Source organism: Streptomyces bullii, assembly GCF_042657145.1.
Lineage (GTDB): Bacteria > Actinomycetota > Actinomycetes > Streptomycetales > Streptomycetaceae > Streptomyces > Streptomyces bullii.
Genome location: NZ_JBHSNY010000001.1, coordinates 744,574 through 762,916, shown reverse-complemented (window position 1 = coordinate 762,916; position 18,343 = coordinate 744,574). Strand labels below are relative to the sequence as shown.

9 protein-coding genes are annotated in these 18,343 nt (G+C 69.1%); 3 read left to right on the top strand and 6 right to left on the bottom strand.

What is annotated here, in order from left to right:
• Positions 1–291 precede the first annotated feature (291 nt).
• The 5 genes from drmB to ACFPZJ_RS03400 form a co-directional block, all read right to left on the bottom strand.
• Positions 292–2,157 (bottom strand): DrmB family protein, encoded by a 1,866-nt coding sequence (drmB, locus tag ACFPZJ_RS03420; protein WP_381016914.1) that lies wholly within the window; start codon positions 2,155–2,157, stop codon positions 292–294.
• Positions 2,154–5,390 (bottom strand): helicase-related protein, encoded by a 3,237-nt coding sequence (locus ACFPZJ_RS03415; protein ID WP_381016911.1) that lies wholly within the window; start codon positions 5,388–5,390, stop codon positions 2,154–2,156. The genes drmB and ACFPZJ_RS03415 overlap by 4 nt, the downstream gene beginning before the upstream one ends.
• Positions 5,387–7,291 (bottom strand): UvrD-helicase domain-containing protein, encoded by a 1,905-nt coding sequence (locus ACFPZJ_RS03410; protein ID WP_381016908.1) that lies wholly within the window; start codon positions 7,289–7,291, stop codon positions 5,387–5,389. The genes ACFPZJ_RS03415 and ACFPZJ_RS03410 overlap by 4 nt, the downstream gene beginning before the upstream one ends.
• Positions 7,288–12,051: a DEAD/DEAH box helicase gene (locus ACFPZJ_RS03405; RefSeq protein ID WP_381016905.1), complete on the bottom strand. Its 4,764-nt coding sequence runs from the start codon at positions 12,049–12,051 to the stop codon at positions 7,288–7,290. The genes ACFPZJ_RS03410 and ACFPZJ_RS03405 overlap by 4 nt, the downstream gene beginning before the upstream one ends.
• A gap of 192 nt (positions 12,052–12,243) precedes the next feature.
• Positions 12,244–12,432, bottom strand: coding sequence for a hypothetical protein (locus tag ACFPZJ_RS03400; RefSeq protein WP_381016902.1), 189 nt, complete (start codon positions 12,430–12,432; stop codon positions 12,244–12,246).
• A gap of 527 nt (positions 12,433–12,959) precedes the next feature.
• Between ACFPZJ_RS03400 and ACFPZJ_RS03395 the strand changes: the two genes are divergently transcribed.
• The 3 genes from ACFPZJ_RS03395 to ACFPZJ_RS03385 are packed head-to-tail and all read left to right on the top strand — an operon-like array spanning position 12,960 to position 16,984.
• Positions 12,960–15,110: a helix-turn-helix domain-containing protein gene (locus ACFPZJ_RS03395; protein ID WP_381016899.1), complete on the top strand. Its 2,151-nt coding sequence runs from the start codon at positions 12,960–12,962 to the stop codon at positions 15,108–15,110.
• Between the two features lie 3 nt (positions 15,111–15,113).
• The gene (locus ACFPZJ_RS03390; RefSeq protein WP_381016896.1) at positions 15,114–16,109 is read left to right on the top strand and encodes a hypothetical protein; all 996 of its coding nucleotides are present in this window, start codon (positions 15,114–15,116) and stop codon (positions 16,107–16,109) included.
• The gene (locus tag ACFPZJ_RS03385) at positions 16,106–16,984 is read left to right on the top strand and encodes a DUF6339 family protein (protein WP_381016894.1); all 879 of its coding nucleotides are present in this window, start codon (positions 16,106–16,108) and stop codon (positions 16,982–16,984) included. Before ACFPZJ_RS03390 ends, ACFPZJ_RS03385 begins: the two co-directional genes overlap by 4 nt.
• A 17-nt stretch (positions 16,985–17,001) precedes the next feature.
• Here ACFPZJ_RS03385 and ACFPZJ_RS03380 read toward each other — a convergent pair whose 3' ends face one another.
• A complete protein-coding gene (locus ACFPZJ_RS03380) occupies positions 17,002–18,333 on the bottom strand; it encodes a DNA cytosine methyltransferase (RefSeq protein WP_381016892.1) in 1,332 nt (443 codons plus the stop codon).
• Positions 18,334–18,343: the final 10 nt, after the last annotated feature.

Sequence of the window (18,343 nt, the reverse complement as noted above, 5' to 3'; positions counted from 1 at the left end):
GTATGGCGGGCGGAAACCTGGTGGTCCCCATCCGTTTCTGGGCGAATGCTGAACTGGCTCCGAGCCCACGGCCGTGACGCGGATGACGTCCTGGATCGTGCTCATGCCTTTTGAGGCGCAGCGCGATGTTTGGTCGGGCACGGCGTGAAGAGGGCCGTGATGAGGATGCGACCTGTTCGAAGCAAGGCATCACGGCAGAGGCGGGGCGTAAGCTGCCGTGCCACGCCCCGCCTCGCGGTGAGGCATCGACGCGCCTTCGATCCGTCTCGGGGTCACACACCCGTCCGGCTGTCAGTGGCCCAGTACGTTCGCGAAGAAGCCCAGGTCAGGGTCGTCCGGGGTACCGACGAGCAGCGCGCGGTCGAGCAGGATGTTGTTGTGCTCGCAGCTCGTCTCCGGGAGCATCACGCAGGCGTGGCAGGCCGCGAGGTTGGTCCCGGTGGTGCCGGACGCCTCGGACTCGACGCACAGGGGGTCGGAGGAACACCACTCGGCCCGGCGGACGGCCGAACGGATCGCCGGGTCGAGGCGTTCCGGCTCGCCCTGCGCCACGAGTCCACCGAGGCTGCCCGCCGAGTCGCTGGTCGCCGTGTACACGAGCACGCCCGCCATGTCGTCAGTGGTGTACAGCCGCTCGCGCAGGGAGGCGGCGGGATAACCGGCTTCCAGGCTCCACTCGTTGATGAGGACGTGGGCCAAGGTGTGCAACAGCACCATGCGCGGTGATGCCGGGGACGGCACGGCACGGCTCGGGTCGTCGGCGCGCTGCTCCAGCACCCGCTGGTGGGCCGTCCGCATGCGCTCGGCCCGGGCCGCCACCGCGGGCGCCTTCTCCCAGAGGCCCAGTCGCTCCTCGTCGAGGCGCAGGAAGACGCCCTCGCCACGGACCTCCATGGCCGGCAGCCAGCGCAGGGGCTTCTCGGAGAGCGCCATCTCCTTCAGGTCGGTCGTCGACTCGGCATCGACGAGCCGGGTGAACGCCTTGAGAGCACGCACCTCACGAAGCTTCTTGACCAGCATCGGGCCGGTGACACCCAGCGGACCGAGCACGCTCTGGTCACCGAGCGGCGACTCGCAGACGAATTCCTCGTCACGGGGGTGATCGCTCTCGACATTGCCGGCGCGCAGACGTTCGTACTCCTTGTTGCGCAGGGCGCGGTAGCGATGGTCGAAGGAGGGAGCTGCTTCGCCCTCGGCTTCCTCCTCGCGTTCCGCGTCGAGCAGGGTCATCACCTCGTCGAGCGAGAGAGGCCACGGCTCGTCGAAGACGGCGTCGAGGTAGGCCGCGATGCGCGCGCGGTCGTCGTACTTCCTGAGCTTCTCCCAATGACCGGCGAGCGGATCCGCGCGGCCGCTGCTCCACGGCGGGATGGAGAGGGCCGACTTCAACACCGGCTGCCACACCGAAGAGGAACCACGCTGGAGCGTGCGCAGCGGGCGCCCGCACCCTCCGGCCGGGACGGAAGCGCCGAGCCAGGGGCGGGTGCCCCGGCACGTGAGCCCGAGATCCTTCAGCGCGCTCCTGCGGAAGGAACCCTCCATCGAGACCTCGGACACCTTCCCGCAGGTGCAGGAGATGAGGATCGAGCGGAGCGAGGAGGTACGCCCGGAGGTGCGCATCCTGAGCTTGCCCCCACAACCCCCGGACACTCCCGATCCACGGTCGGTCGAGCGGTGCACCCACTGCCAGTAGGGGAACTCGTCGAGGTGTCCTGCTTCGCAGGCGACGACGAAGCGGGAGGGAACGAGGTCCACCTCGCACGTGCCGCAGACGCTCCGACCGGGTGGTGGGGAGAAGTCTCGATGCCTCTGCAGCTCGTTGCATTCGGGGCAGGAATGCATCAAGGGGAAGCGGCGGACCCGCAGACCGTCCTTGCTGGCGTCGTCGGAGGATGGCGGCAACCGGAAGTGGTCGACGTCGAGGAGTCGTTCGAGACGCCGCTCGTGGATGCGGGGTGCCTCCTGGTCGCTCCAGCTCCGGTCGGCCTCGTCCAGGCCCGAGACGATGAAGGACTCGTGGTCGACGGCGACGAGCGAGCCGACGCCGTACGTGGTGATCGCCTGGGCGCGACGGACCGCGCCGCGTCGCAACAGGCCGAGGGCGGGCGTGGAGCCGTTCGCTCCGGTCCGGCGGCGGCGCGCGGGCGGCGGGGTCATCGGGTTCCCTCCAGAAACAGGGCGGACTCGGCGTCGACGTCGCGCAGGCTCCACAGCGTGGACCACGCCTCGACGCCGGACTCGTCGTCGTAGGGCTTCAGGAGCGCGGGCGCACGGCTGCCCCTCTGAGGTTCGAAGAGCAGCCGGTTGTGAATGTCGGCCATGTCGAGCCACCACTCGACGAACTCCTCGAAGCCGTCGTCGACGGCGCGGAGTTCCTTCTCGTCCACCGCGCGGACGCGATTCAGCAACATGTCCTTGATGCGCCCGCGAAGGACGCTTTCGTAGTCCTCGATCTTGCCGGCGCCCTCGTTCGGGCGGGCCTCCGGGATCAGGACGCGGGCGAGGGCGACGATCACCGCGTGCAGGCCCCGTTCACGGGCGCGGGCGGAGAACGGGGTCACGGACGTGGACTCGACCTCGCGGTAGAGAGCCGAGTGGTAGTGCTGGAAGTTCTCGTAGTGAGAACGGTCCCGCGCGCGGGCGGAGTTGAGCATGACCGCGACCAGGCCCGGATGGGTGCGCCCGACACGGCTCGTCGCCTGGATGTACTCGGCGGTCGTCTGCGGTTGGCCCATCACGGCCATCAGACCGAGCCGGTCCACGTCCACGCCCACCGCGATCATGTTGGTGGCGAGCAGAACGTCCACGGTGTCCTCGTCGGGGAGCCGCTTCTCGATGCCCTTGAGTCGCGTGGGAATTTCGCTGGCGTCGATACGGCTGGTCAGTTCCGAGTAGTTGGCGATCTGGCGCACCGCGACGTCCTCGCGCTCGGCGAGTATCTCCAAGTAGGCCACGACGTCGTCGTGAACCTGGAGTTCGGCCGCGGAGAGCAACCGCAGACTGTTGAAGTAACCGGCGAGGCTCCAGTACGCGTCGCGCACCTTGTCGTCGGTGTCGGCGTGCAGGGCCCGGTGGAGCAGCGTGGCGTACGTACGGATGAGCAGCGTGGCCTGGCTCGTGCCGGGGGCCAGAAGACCGACGTAGCGGCGGCTGGCCTTCTCCTCGCGCGGGGTCTCCACGGCGAACCACGAGTCGCGCGCGTCCAGGCCGGCGGGCGGGAACTGTCGCACGTCACGGTCGAAGAGGTGGCGACCCTGGTCGGCCGCACGCCGGATGGTCGCCGTCGAGGCGATCACCTTGGGGTGGTCGGCCAGCGCGTCCACGGCTGTCTCGTACAGGCCGGTGAGCGTTCCCAAGGGGCCGGAGATCAGGTGGAGTTCGTCCTGGACGATCAGCTCGGGGGGAGGGGTACCGTCGTCCGGGTCGTCGCGGTTGAACAGCGCGGAGGTCGCCGGGCGCCACGGCATCGAGGCGAACTTGTCGACGGTGGCGATCACGAGCGTCGGGCGCGCGTCGTACACCGCCTGGTCGATCAGGTGGACGGGCAGTCCGTCGGCGAAGGCGCAGTCCCCGCCGGGACAGCGGATGTACATCCGCTGGGCGACCTCGTCGACCTCGTAGTTCCGCGCGTCGAGGTGGGTCCCGCACCAGGGGCAGGCGTGCAACTGCACGGGGTTCTCGGTGGCGAGCCGCTTGTCGAGGTCGGCGCGCAGCTCGGCGAGCCTGGCGTCGGCCTCGGCCAGCGTGTTGGGCGTGGCCGAGCGGCCCACCCACATGCCGACGGAGAACTCCTCGTCGCCCAGCTCGGGCGTGCGACGCCGCATCTGCTCCATGGCACAGAGCAGGATCGCCGCACGCTCGAACTGCTGCAGGGTGAGCAGCCGGAGCGTGTAGCGCATGAGGACGGTGACACCGCCGCCGTTCGGCCCCTTGCGGATGCGGCGCAGGAAGGACGTCAGGGCGATCAGCCCGAGATACGCCTCCGTCTTGCCGCCACCGGTGGGGAACCACAGGAGGTCGGAGATCTTCCGGTCGTCGTGCTTCGGGTCGTCGATGCCGGCCATGCAGAGCAGCAGGAAGGCGATCTGGAAGGGCCGCCAGCGGCCGGCTGCCGGATCGGGGCTGCCGACGCGTCCGCCCTTCACCCATGCGCTGCGCGCGCGCTGGTCGGCCATGGCGCGGTTGGCGAGCCGGAACGCCCGCATCAGTTCGGGCTTGTCCCGCAGCAGCCCGATGCCCTCACGGATCCGGCCGAGCGCCTCGCGACAGGCCTTCACCCGGTCCCGCGCCGGGTCCTCGTGCGGGCCGCCCACCAAAGCGTCCGCCTCGGCCGACTTCCGGTCGATCCAGTCCTCGTAGCCCGTGGCGAGAGCCTCCAATGCCGCCAGCACCTCGGCGTCGGGCTTCTCGGCCAGCCCCAGCATGGACAGGGACGAGCTGTCGATCTCCGGGTTGGAGTCGGTCAGCAGCACCTCCACGCTGGGCACGAACTCGGTGCGCACCTCGCAGACTGCGGCGTCGCGAGCTTCGGTCACCCCTATGGGCGAGGGCACCCAGTCCCACGCGGCGGCGCAGCCGTGTCCGACGGCGAAGGTCGGCGCGTGGCGGTGCAACAGCCGACTGGTGGCGATCTCGGGGTCGTGCGCGGCGGTCGGTGCGGGGCGTTCGACGATCGCGCTGGAGCCGTCGGCGGCCCGGACCTTCAGGCCGCACTGGAACAGGGCGAAGGCGTCCTGAAGGTCCCATTCGCCGACCTTCTGCTTGTTGACCAGCGTCACCGTGATCGTGACCGTCCCGGTGCCGGGATCGGGACGCCGGACGACGACACGCAGTTGAGCCCTGTCGTCGAGATCCACCCGCATGTCGCCGACAGGGGTGGTCACGTCGATCGGGACGTCGGGGAGGTCGAGCTCCCTGCGGTGCCACCGTTCCCGCTGTTCGGCGGTGGTCCGGGCCTCGGCGCGGCGTGCCGGGATCGGATTGCCCTCTGCGTCGGTGGGCTCGTAGACGGCGGCCCGCGTGGAGACCACGATTGTGCTTGTCTCGGAGGCCACTGCGAACGTCAGCCCCATGGAAGAGGGCCGCCTGTCCCCTGAGACTCCGAGGTCCTCGGTGCCGCCGGCCTCCTCAGCGTCCCCACGAGTGGACACCGGAGCGGCGTCCAGGCCGTCCTGTTCGGCGGCGTCCTCGCCCTTCCGCTCCTTCGAGGCACGCGGGTACAGAACACCGGTCAGATAGCGGTCGATCGGCGCGTCCTGAGCGAGGACTTCGGCCCGGTCCTCCGGCGCCGCGTCCTCGGCGGGGCCGAAGAGTTCACGACGGAGTCCCACGAGGAGTTCCTCGTCCCGCACCCGGTAGTGCTCGGAGTGCCGACCTGCCTCGTACGTCATGCGCCCTGCTCCTCGTTCTCCTCAGTGCGGCGAAACATGCCGATGCCGGTGATCCGGGGAACGATCCACACCCCTCGGTCGCCGAGGCCGGCGTTGGCGCCGGCGGCGAGTCCGCCCGCCACGGTCTCCAGGGTGTCGATCCGCAGGCCGTGGATCTCGTCGGGCCACCACGGGTCCCACGTCCGGTTGACCTTCTGCACCTGGAACAGCTCCTCCCGGAATCGCTCCGAAGCCTCGCCTATCTCCCGTCCGTCGTGGATCAGGGCGTACGGCGGGCTCTGGATCTCACCCATCGGCAGGTCGTGGCGCTTGCGCAGCACCACCTCGTGCCCGGGGCGGACCTGCTCAAGGAGATACGCCTGGGTCGCCACGGCATCCGACGCGTGGCCGGGCGGGTCGTCCCGGCAGATGTCACCGGTCTCCGCGACGATCCCGTACCTGTCGTACGACCGCCATCCGCCGATGTACCGTCGGCCGTTCTTGCGGCCGCCGGCTCTCCGGAACAGGGGCAGCTCGGGGGGACTCATGTAATAGAGGTCCTGTCGGGCGCGCGTCATCGCCACGTACAGCGCTCGGGCCTCGGCGGGGAGGTCCAGTTCCTCCTTGTACTGCTTGTGCAGCTCGGGGACGGCCGGTGGCGTCAGCACGATCACCCGGTCGAACTCCAGGCCCTTGGCCCGGTGGACGGTGGAGACGACGATCCGGGCGGTCTCCGGGTCGGCAGCCTCGTCGGGGAACCGGCCGTCGCCGACCAGGCGACGCAGCCGGCTCAGGTCGAGCGCGGTGCGGCCGGGCGAGCGCGTGGCGCGCCGCAGCACCGTCCACAGGGCCGCCGCGTTCGGCTCGTGGGCCAGTGGTATCTCCGCGAGCAGGGAACGGAACCGGTCCTCGGTGAGACCGGTGGCCTCGGTACGGCGCAGAAGCTCCGCAACCCAGTGGGGCACCGGCCGCTCCTCCAGGGGACGGCGCAGTCGGTGCTCGACGCCGTTCTCGTGGAGCAGTCGCGAGACCACCAACGCCTGCCGGTTGTCGCGGGTGAGGATCGCACAGGTGTCGTCGAGGTCCCGCAGACCCTGCAGGGTGTAGGCCTCGGTGAGGTCGCCGTGCGCGTTCGCCGGGTCGAGGAGCAGCTCGCGCAGTTCCTCGTAGAGCGTGGCTGCCTCGTCAGGGTCCCGCACCTGCTGGAGCCGGGGACCGTACCTCAGTGCGAGCCGCGCCTCCGTGGTGACGGCCCGGAAGTTCTCCGTGAGGTGCAGCTCGACCAGATCGTCGGGGAACGAACACCGCAGCCACTCGAAGAACCGGCCGGTCTCGGCGTCCCGTTCTTCCCGAGCCTCGATCTGGAAGCCGTAGACGGACTGGGCGGCGTCGCCCACCACGGTGAAACCGCAGCTGTCCTGGTAGCGGTCGAGCAACGCCTCCACCAGTTCCCGTCGGTCGCCCAACAGGTCCTGCACCTCGTCGATCACCACATGGGTGGGAGGCACCGAGTCGCCTGCCTCCAGTGCTCCCTTCTCGACTGCCTCGGTCGCGGCGCGGATCCGCTCGTCGAAGGAGGCACCACCCCACTCCCGATCCGGATACGCCTGCAGCAGCACCCCGTACGCCCATGCGTCAAAGGTCTGGGCGCGCACCCGGTGGGCCCGCTCCCCGTGCCGCGCGATGCGTTCGCGCAACTCACGGGCGGCGGCCCGCGAGAAGGTGAGCACCAGGATCTCCGATGCCTCCAGCGCCTCGTCCGGGTCCTCGTGACCGCACAGCGCGTCCAGCCGGCGCACCAGGGTGTGGGTCTTGCCCGCCCCGGCGCCCGCGGTGACCAGGACGCGCGCGTCCCAGGGCTGCTCGACCACAGCCCGCTGCTCGGCCGTGAGCGGGGGGCTGTCGAGGTAGACGTCGGTCACTTGCGGCTCCAGAGGTGCTCGAACTGGGTGAACGCGAGCTGCGTGTCGAAGTTGGCGATGTTGTCACTGACGTTGAGGATCAGGCAGGTGTCCTTGCCGCCGTTCTTCGGGCCGCGCAGACCACGACCGATCATCTGCTGGTAGACGTTCCTGCTGAAGACCGGCCGCGCGACGACCACGACACGGGTCGACGGGGCGTCGAACCCCTGGGTGAGAACACCGTAATTCGTGAGGACGCGAATGCGGCCGTTTCGGAAATTCTCGATGCGGGTGCGACGGTCCTGCGCACTGGTCGTCGAGTCCACGGCGGCGGAGGGCACACCCTGGTCGTTGAGCATGGCTGCCAGATACTTGGCGTGGTCCACGGACGTCGCGAAGAGCAACATCGGCCAGTCCTCGGGCAGTTCGGCCACCGAGTCGACGATGCGTCGGCTGCGCGCGTGGTCGTCGGCGAGCCGCTGCTCAGCGGCCCGGGACAGCATCGCCATGCGCTCCGCGTGCGTCTTCTCGTCCCGACTCAGCTCGATCCGGCCGCCTTCCAGTGTCCGGTGCTCGACCTGGGCGAGCATGCCCCACGTCTGCAGGTCGTGGTACGGGTCGCCGGACGGGAAGACCCCTTCGTCGAGTCGCCTGCCGAAGCGGTTGATCAACCGGCGGGTCTCGTCCTCATTGGTGTTGCGGAACGGGGTCGCGGTCAGGCCGAGCAGATGCCTGCGGGTCTCGTACTGGGTGAGGCCCAGCAGGCTCAGGACCTCGGTGTAGCGCTTGGAGATGGCGGTGTGCGCCTCGTCCACGATCACCAGCGCGGCCTCGCGAAGCCACGCGTACTGGTCCGTGCTCAAGCACCTCTCCAGCTTGGCGTCGGTGGCTATCACCAGGTGGGGATGGTCGACGACGTTCCCGACCTCGTTGCTGCTCCACAAGCGGCTGATGGTGAGAGGGCGTTCCGCGCCGACCTTGTTCCAGACGAACTTCCAGCTCTGCACGGCCTGTTCGCACAGTTCCTCGGTCTGCGCGATCCACAGCAGCGGACCCCTGAGGTCGCCGACCCGCTTCACCCAGCGGATGACGGCCTCCGCGGTGACCCGCGTCTTGCCCGCGCCGGTGGGCAGCGACAGCATGCCGCGCTGCGGGGCCAGCCGGTCGAGCATGGTGGAGATGTTGCGGACCAGGTCCTCCTGGTAGTCGTGGAGGCTCGGGAAGTCCCGCGGGCCCTCCACGGTCTCGAACGGGGGCGGTGACGGGGCCCGCGAACCGGCGAACGTGATCGGCAGCTTCAGGTCCGAGACGAACGCGATGGCGGCCGACGAACCTCCGTACGACACCGGAGCGTCGGGAAAGCGGGCCTGGATGTCACGGGCGTGCTCCTTGAGCACGCCGTCGCCGTGTGCGTTGAACGCCATCTGGGCGATGCGACGAGGGGACGGCTCCACACCGCCGGTCGCCTGGAGTTCGGCCTCCATCAACCCCTCCGGGAGGCCTGCTCTGAGGGCGTCCGCACCGATCAGCAACTCGATCTTGGTCACGACGTCCTCCGCCTCGCGCACGGCCTTCCGTGCCGCCTTCAGCTCGCCGTCGCGGGCCATGCGCTCCTGGTGCTCCAGCACCGCACGGCAGCCGGCCGCGCCGAGACCGAGGCCCAGTTCCCGGTCGATCAGCCGCAGCATCGGCTCGGGTTCCAGGGGCACGCGGACCTTGACGGTGCTGTCCTGGCGTACGGCGTCCAGGGGGGAGGCGTGCGTGCCCTTGGGGGTGCGGGTGACCTCCTCCAGCTCGGTGCACCGCTGCACCATGCAGTTCCGGGTGCCGCTGTTCAGACGTTGCCGCAGGGCGGGGAACAGCTCGACCAGCGGCACGGGATCGCCCTCGGGTACCTCGCGGGTCTCCCGGCTGATCACGTCGGAGTAGCGGAGCATGCCCCACTTCTCCACCATCAGCTCGGCGTCCGCGGTCGTCTGCACGAGCAGAGCCGGGAGCTGCTCGGCGCGCAGGGCCCGGTACTCGATTTCGCCGACGGCCAGGGTGATCTCACCGTCAGGGCGGGTGCCCCATATGTCGCCGATCCGGCAGCGGGTCAAGGAGTCACCGGGGAAGTCCGCTCCGAAGCGGGTCAGCATCACGTACGTGGTGCCGACGAACACATCGTCCTCACTGCGGGACACCTCGTCGAGGAGCGCCTCCCAGCGGTCGGACGGAACCTCCTCGATCGTGCTGGGAAGTCGCAGCCGGCGGGCCTTCTCGGCGGAGATGTCGGCGACGGGCAGTACGTCGCGGTAGGCGGCGAGTTCGGGGCCGACCGCCTCGGCCAGCGGCTTGAGCCCTTGGGAGGTGGCGACCCTGCCGTACTTCCGCAACATCCACCGGATCGGCGACACCACCGCTTGACGGGTGCTGGTCTGGGCGCCGAACTGCCGCGTCCAGTTGGCGACCACGGCGTCGTCGGGCAGCGCCTTCAGGTAACGGGCGCGGGATTCCGGCGAGAGATGACGGAAGAGGTGGAGCTGGCCGCCGATCGCGGCACCCTCGACCTTCATCCGGGTCAGCGAAGGCCGGGGTGCGCTGCTGTCCAGGGTGCGCAGGTAGGAGGCATGGACGGCCGCCCGGTACTCCTCGAACCACTCCTCGCCCGCCTCAGGCTGCACTCCTCCTGTCGGTCGGTCCTTCAGGCCGACCAAGGAGAAGAAGTGCGTGTCGTCGGCGTGGAAGTGCATGTCGACGGCCATGGCGGGGTCCCGGTCCGTGTCGACCACGACGCCGGGCAGCATGCAGTCCCCGATCGGCCGGAACCGCTTGTCGGCGGTCCGGACGCGGAGGGTCGAGCGCGGGGCGGGCACCCGCTCCAGCACCTTGTGGGTCAGTCGCCGGACCCCGGCGCGGCGGAACAGTTCCCAGAACCGCAGCCAGTCCGAGTCGGTGTAGTGGTCGAAGCCCTGGTCGAGGACGCTGATGAACCGGCCCTCCGCATCGGCCTCCCGGATGCCCAGGACGTTGAGGGCATGGGCCAGCGACGGGTCCTGGGCCAGCTCGGTGACCACGTACACCGTGGACTCGCGCAGTCCGTCCTGGTCCTCGGCCCTGCGGAACACCTTGCCGTGCACCGGCGCGACGAGACCGTGCTCCTCGGTGAGCACGATCCGGGCCTTGCGGGACTCCGCAGCATGCGGAGACTTCTGCTCGATCAGGTCCGCCACGATGCGGACGGCCACCGCCGACGCCTCCGGCGTGCCGTTCTCGACCAGGGCCTCCAGCCATTCACGGACCTCGGCACGCCCGTGTCCGGCCGCTCCGAGGATGTGCTCGACCTTTCCGGAGCGCAGGGAGTCGGCCTCGGCACTCGGGTGCAGCCAGTTCGACGGACGTCCGGGGCACTCGTGCCACATCCGCAGCCAACCGGTCAGCTTTCTGGGGTCCTTGTCGAGCCGTGGGTGGACGCGGAGTGCCCTGGGTACGCGCAGGACACCGTCCTGGTCCGGCAGCGAGGGACAGCGCGCGGCGCGGGTCCAGATCTCCCGTGTCAGGAACTCGTCGGCCCAGCTGATGGCCTCCTTGACTCGGCCAGGAAGCAGAGGCAGGTAGGCGGCCGGGTCCTCGGAGGGGGCCAGAGCGGGAAGCGAATCGACGACCAACTGCGCCGACCTGCGGATCATCTCCTGGTTGAAGGGCGAGGAATCGAGCAGGTTCTGGCGGTCCTCGTTGGTCTTCCAGGCGCCGTTGAGGACGCCGCTCAACGACATCTCGTACTTGGTCGGGAAGAAGGACCAGAACTTGCCGCGACCTCGCGAGCGCGGGCTCACGTACAAGCCGCTCTCGTGGTCCTTCTCCAGGGCGGGGACACCCCAGGACAGGTCGAGCGTGATGCGGTCGTGCAGCTCCCCGGCGTCGGCGCGAGCCGCCGGCCCGGGCTCGTGCGTGACGGTGAAGACGCGCCACCGCTCAGTGGAGGGCGTCCTGCCCGTGCGCTCCTCGACCACAGTGTGCAGGTCACCCGACCGGTGGGTGGTCAGGACCCGACGGGCCACGGGGCGGGGCCGGCGGTCTTCCAGCACGACCTTCGCGACATGCGGGGAGAAGAGCTGGAAGCCGACCGGGAACTCGTCGCGGGGTTCGCCGTGGTCCTTGCCCCGCCCGCCGTGCATGTCTCGGCCGAGCCGCTCGTCGGCCTTCGGCAACAGAGGCAGACGAACGACGGTGGTCGCCCACGTCAGCAGCTCGTCCAGCACCGGGTCGACGGCGCGTTCCGCCTGCATGTCGAGCGGGCGGGCCATCCGCAGGACGGGGGCGTCGAATTCCGGGCCGTAGCGCGCCGTCACACCGGGCACAGATTTGATCTTCTGGTAGGACCAGGCCCGGTTGAATCCGAAGCTGCCGCTACTGCTGAAGAATTCCGGGGTGTCGGTCACCACGAGAACGGATTTCACGCCGACCCCGAAACGCCCGATCTGACCGCCGCGCTTTTTCGACATGCTCATTCGAAGGATGGTCTCCGCGCCTTCCGGGGTCACCGGGTTGCCCTCGTTCGCGCAGTACAGATGGGTGTCCGTCAGGACGACGTGAATTCGCCCTCCGGGGTCGTCCGCGATTTCGTCGGCCGCATTCTGGACGAGTTCAAATAGCTGTCGGTCGCCGTATCCGCCCTGCGTGATGCGGCGTTCGCCATTGGCGTGCTCGGCCACGAGACCGGGGTCCACGGCATAGGTCTGTAGGACACGGGCGGACTGTTCGAGAACGGTTTCGACGACTGCGGAGGAAGAGGACGGCACTGCTCTGGGCTCCCGAGTGTGGAGACGGACGAAAGGTGGGCGACGGACGGGCCGGCAGCAGCTTGCGCGAAGCCGGCCCGTGGCGGTCGGGCGTGTTCCGGGTCGGTCGAGAGCGTCCTCGGTACGAGTCGAAGACGCGGGTGTGGAGGCGGCTTTCAGGTCGGCGGACGTCCGGTGTCGACCCGCGGTGTCCTAGTCCGGCAGCAGCTGGACCACCTTGGCCAAGTCCGGGAACTCCTTGCCGAAGTCGTCCTCGGACACATCGTGCCGGTGAAGAACATCGGCCGCCTCGGCCTTGCTCGCCGCCGAATGGATGTCGAACCACAAGGCGTTGCGCTCCCGGTCCGAGAGCAGCAAGGTACCGCTATCGTTGTCGTCCAATTCTGAGCCCCCCTGTCGCATCGTTCGCTGTTGTTCGTACAGGGGTGCAATGGGACACGCCCCCGTGAAGAAGGAATTGTGCAAGTCGTGGGATTGTTCTTTCCCTCGATCACGCTACTGGGCGGAGACCTCGGGTTGCCAGCGGTTTGGGGAAATGCTTTTTGTGTGGCTGGCGGGCGGGCGTGATATAGCTGTCCCCTCTTGCGCCGGAATGATTTCGGGCGCACTTTTCCCCCGGCCGCCCGACGCTCCGGATGCAGATTGTGCGAGCGGGATGGATGCCCCATCGATAATCACGGTAGTGGCGCCGAGGCGATGGCGCAACCGTCAAGTCGTCGGCCAATTAGGGGAGTTGGCCGTTCCGCTTCCTGTGGGGGGAAGGTGTGTCGACGAAAGGGGCAAATGTGGGGAAATTCGGGCGTCAGTGTCAGCGACCCGTCGAAGTGGTTCCGTTAACCATTGGTTGACAAGATCGATGGTGTCAAATTAGCGTCACCGGGACGACTCAGAGGAAGAGCAGGTGGCGCGTGGAGACAGGGGAGGAGTTCGGGCCGTGGCTGGCTCGGCAGCTCAAGCTCGCGGGGAAGACGCAGGCCGAACTGGCCGAGGAACTCGGGCTGACCCGAGCCGCCGTCTCCGCGTGGATCACTGGGAGGTCGACCCCCCGCCCCACCGTGATGGCGGACATCGCGAAGGCGCTCGGCACGGATCTCGGCACGGTGCACACGCGCACCACCGACACTCAGGCCGGTCTCCCGGTGACGTGGTACCACCGTCCCGGCTACCCCGACGGCGGCCGTGAACTGGGCAATGCCGCCGCCTTCGCCTTCGACGCGGACGTACAGGTGCTCGCGCGCGAGACCTGTCAGAACAGCCTCGACGAGCGCTTGACGGAGAACGGCCGCCCCGTCCGAGTGCGGTACACCCTGCACGAGTTGACCGGGGAACACCTTGACGCCTTCCGTGACGCGATCCTTTGGAACGATCTCTTCCCGCACTACTCGGCCGTCTCGGAACTCGCCGGCAACCAGAAGGTCGGGCGGGTCGTGGACGCCGGTGTGCGCGACATGTACGAGAAGGGTCGTCTGGTCCTGCTGCGTGTCGACGACTACAACGCCTCCGGCCTCACCGGCGACGACTACGCGGACGGCAAGTTCGCCGCCGTGGTCAGGCGTCAGCTGGAGAGCCTCAAGTCCGGGCGCTCGGCTGGCGGTTCGTACGGCCTGGGCAAGGCCACGTTGTGGGCGACCAGCGCGCTCGGGCTCGTGCTCATCAACTCCACTCTCTCTGTTCCCCATGAGGGACGCACCGAGCGACGGATGATCGGCCGTCTCGAACTGCCGTGGCGGGAAGTCGACGGTCGCACGTACGCGGGCCCCGCCTGGTTCGGGCGCCCCGATCCCGACTCGCCGGGCGCCGAAGTGGCCCGCTCGTGGTGGGCGGACGAGGAGACCGTGGCCCGCCTGTACCTGAGCCGCGACAACGACGAACCCGGTACGTCCTTCCTCATCGTCGGCGCGCACGACGTGGCCAGTCTGGAGGCGAGCACGTCCGACCTCGACGACGAGATCGTCGAGGAGGAGAAGGACGAGGACACGCGCGACATCCGCAGGATGCACAAACGGCTTGTCCAGGCGCTGGGCCGTGACTTCTGGGCCGCCATGACCGGTGGCGGCGGCCGACTCCCGCTTCTGGAGGTCTCGGTCCGCGCTCTGCGCAACGACGGAGAGGTGGTGGTGGAGGAGACGAAGGTGGACCCCTCCGTCGAACAGCCCGCCAGGACCCGTGCCCTGCGGGCCTACTACGAGGGCACCACGGTGGATCGGCTCACCGAGTCCGGGCAGGTTGCCGCTCGGAACGTCCCGTTGAAGCTGCCGTTGTCGGGTGGTGCTGCCGGCGGCACGCTCGGGACCCACCAGGCGGTGCTGCTGGTCACCGAGGCGGCCGGCGACAACGACAGGCCGATCAATCAGGTGCATTCGCTGCGCGGCAACCGCATGACCGTGAAGAAGGCCACGGTCCCCAGACTGCCGATCGGGACCAACCCGTTCCAGGCGGTTCTCCTGGCAGGCGAGGCCGCCGGACAAACGGCCCCCTTCGCCAAGGAGGCCGAGGAGTTCCTGCGTGCGGCGGAACCCCCCGAGCACGACCGCTGGAGCCAGACGGAGGAATTGACCCTGCGCTGGTCGCCCTCCGCGTACCGGCGGATCGAGGGACTGACCAAGGAGGTCAACAACGCGATCAGGGAACTCGTCGCACGCCCCAAGCGCAGCAACCGCGAAGGCGGCGAAGCCCTGCGCAAGGCGCTGACCGTCAAGAACCGGCCCAAGGCCAAGGTGCCCACGGGCCCCGTGATCCCGGTGTTGAACGGGCTTGACGCGAAGATCGGCGAGGCGGGGGAGTGGCGGATCACCGCCGAGATCAGCATCCCGCGCGGAGACGAGATCGTCCCCATGGTGCCCGTCGCCCTGTTGGACGTGCGCTCCGGCGGCCGGCCGAAACTCGACTGGGCGGAACTCGAGGCCGTCGAGGGCTGCGAGGTGGAGGACGGCACCCTCCGCTTCGCCCATGGCGTCCGCCGTGCGACGTTCCGAGGAGCCACCGACGTCACCAGCCACCCGGTCAGGACCGTGCTGACCCGCTTGGTGCTCGAACTGCGTGCCGGCAAGGGGGAGTGACGCGTGAAGATCTACCCTTACAAGCGCCTCAACCGCCCGATCACCCTCCGGGTGACTTCCGTCTCCCTCAAACTCGCGGACGGTACGCGGGACCAGCTGGAGACCAGCGCGTACTCGACGCAGCAACAGGCCGTCGCGCTGGGCATTGCGGGGCACGACGACTGGGTCAGCGCCACCATCGGCCTCTCGGCGACCCTGCCCCCGGGGGCCGACGCGCCGGACGCGGCCTGGTCCGACGTGCGCGTACTCGCCGTGCTGACGGACGGCGAGACCAACGTCCGTACCTCGACGGACCTCGCGCGTGACGCGGAGGACAGCCGTGACTGGTCGGGCTCTTTGGAGTTGCTCCGCGACGACCACATGGGGCGCGCCTCCCTTGCCGTGTACGCCGTCGGCACCGTCGACGGAGTGGCGGGACGGTCGATCGCCGAGACAGACCGGAGCTGGATCGTCGACACGGTCTCCGACGAGCCGGTCAGCGGTCTCCAACTTGAGGTCCGCAAGTCCTCGTTCACCAGGAGCTCCAGGGAATGGTTGCGGGCCTACGCCGACGCGCCCTGGATCGTCGACACCTCGGCCAGGGTGCCCACCGTCTTCGTGAACACCGACGTCGAGGGGATCGTAGGGCTGTTGGACAGCAGCGGCTCCGGCGTGGAGAGCAAGGTCGGCGACCTCCTGGTCGCCCAGATGGCCACGGACGTGTGGACCGCCGTGTTCCACGGGGCCATCGGTGACCTGGAGGTGGAGCCCGGTGGCAGCCCGGTCTTCCCCACCGACTGGCAGGGCGAGGTGCTGCGGGAGATGCTCCCGGACGTCATCCCCGGCGTGCATGTCGAGGAGGCTCTCCGACAGGTGCATCGCCGGCGCACCGGCGACTCGGGCTGGGCCGAGCTCCAGACGCGTATCCACTACGCGGCGATCCGACGCGCCGAGGCGTCCAGGGCGCTGGGCTATGCCATCCGCAGTCTCGAACAAGCGAACCGGGAGCGCGAGAAATGATCACACAGCCCGACCACGTACCGGAGCGCTTGGCCCTGCTTCCCGCATCGGCAGCCGACAGGTTCCTCACCGAGCAACTGCTGAAGGCCGAACAGGTCCACGCCGGCATCGACCTCGCCAAGGTCGTCGAACCGCTCCCCGAGGACGATGCCAGATGGGCGGTCGAGCCGATCCGCAGCCTGGTGGAAGACGCCATGTTCGAGTTCCGCGACGACCGCACCCGCGCGGACGCGTGGCTCGCGCCGAGGCTCCATGCCACGTTGCGCCTCACGCGGCGGGAGGCGGCGGACAAGCGCCTGTGGGCACACCTCGCGCTGGCGGTGGCTCCCGACTACGTGGCCTGGCGGCACCTGTCGGAGCCGACGGCGGCACGGCCGGAGCGGCGTATCCCCGCGGAGCGCTTCCAGGGGCCCACGGACCGTCAGTGCTTCTCCCGTCTGTGGTGGGCGGCCGAGCTGTTCCGCAACGGGCCGGACTACGAGCCCGTCGAGGTGGCATGTGGCAACCAGGACCTGATCCACACCGTTCTGCGCAGGGACCTGATCGACCACCGTCCCACCGCCCAGGCCCTCGTCCGCCTTGTGAAGAGCGGCAAGATCACCACAGGGCGAGAGATCAACGGCCTGAGCGTTGCTGTCAACGCGGCCGGGGCCACCTTGGTCTACGACGTCCTCGCACCGGACGAGCCCAGGGACCCGACCCCTTACCGGAACTGGATCGCGGAGGCGGAGACCGCGCCCCCGGTGTCGCGCCATGTTCTCCCGGACGGACCCGACGAGGACCGTGTCCCGGAGGAGTCCGTGGCCGCGCTCGTCGACCACTTCACCGAGCTGTTCGAGACCGCGCCGGTCAGGGGCAGGAAGAGCGAGGTCTGATCCGGCGACCGCCGTGGTTACTCTGCCGATGCCTTCTTCTTGCGCGGGGTGGAGCGCGGCGGTGTCTGGTCCTCGGGGCGCGGGCAGCGGGCGGTGCAGTCGTCCGCCGACCCGCAGCCGTGGCTGCGCAGTTTGGCCCGCTGCTCCTCCGTGGCCGGCACCCACGGCTTCCGCAGAGCCTCCGGGGCCGGAGCGGGAAGGCCCAGCGCGGCGCTCAGCAGGTGCGCACCGAAGAGGGGCGGCACGGCATTGCCCACCTGTTGTGCCTGCGCCGTGCCCGACCATGGGTACTCCGGCGGGAAACTCTGAAGCATCCCCGCCTCGTTCATGCTGAACCGCGGGCCCTCGTAGACGATGTTCTCGTCCAGGTGCTCGAAGACGACGAACCGCGAGATGCGGCCGGTGACGGTGGCGGCGGGCTGCTGGTCGGTCCGTACGCCGCGGCGCCCGGGGTGTCCGGAGCTGCCGTAGTTCGAGCGCACCAGGAACGGTTTCTCGCGCCCGGGCAGAGCCATGCGCATCGACACCCAGGGCCGCGGCCCCTCGGCCTTCCCTCGGCGCGTCACCGGTTCGGGAGCGATCTCATCGTCGAGGGCCGGCTGATGCGCGAGGAAGGCGTCCTGGCCGTTCCTGCGGTTCCAATCCTTCGCCTCGTAGGCGCGGTGGGTCGGCTCGGGAAGGAAGGGCTCACCGAGCCCCTCACGGCGAGCGATCAGCACGGCTCGCGACCGCGTCTGCGGAACTCCGTACGTCTCGGTGTCGAGGACGCCGACCTCGACCTTGTACTTGGTGCCGTCGGGCAGGCCGATGTTCTCCAGCACCAGGGCGTAATGCCTCCAGAGCGCCTCCACTGCGGGGACCTGCTCCAGGACGATGACGTCGTACGGCCGGTTGCCGCGGTTCGGGCTTCTGGTCGCCTGGATCGCGTACCGAAGGGGTTCGAGGACCAACGCCGTGCGCGGATCGCTGAGCTCCTTCAGCTTCTCGTCGATCTTCTCGTCGGAGTTCCCCGCCATGAGCCGTTCGATGTAGCCCTTGACCTCGTCCAGGGCCTTGCGGCCGACACCGCTTCCGGCGACCGAGTACGTCTGGCACGGAGGGCCCCCGGCGAGCACGTTGATCTCCGGGGGCAGCGACTCGAAGGCCTCCCTGCGGACCGTGCTCACGTCGGCGTGGAGGGTGTCCAGACCGGCCGCGTAACGCGTCAGACAGGCGCTCCTGTCCCATTCGATGCCGAGGCTCGGCACACCGAGCACGTGTGCGGCCACGTCCAGCCCGCCGGGCCCTGCGAACAGATCCAGGACAAAAGGCTTGTCGAGGATGGGCTGATGGCGCGGCGTGCTGGTCATGTGGCGGAAG

Coding starts and splice junctions, on each gene's coding strand:
- drmB (WP_381016914.1), bottom strand. CDS start 2,157: ATGACCCCGCCGCCCGCGCGCCGCCGCCGGACCGGAGCGAACGGCTCC.
- ACFPZJ_RS03415 (WP_381016911.1), bottom strand. CDS start 5,390: ATGACGTACGAGGCAGGTCGGCACTCCGAGCACTACCGGGTGCGGGAC.
- ACFPZJ_RS03385 (WP_381016894.1), top strand. CDS start 16,106: ATGATCACACAGCCCGACCACGTACCGGAGCGCTTGGCCCTGCTTCCC.
- ACFPZJ_RS03380 (WP_381016892.1), bottom strand. CDS start 18,333: ATGACCAGCACGCCGCGCCATCAGCCCATCCTCGACAAGCCTTTTGTC.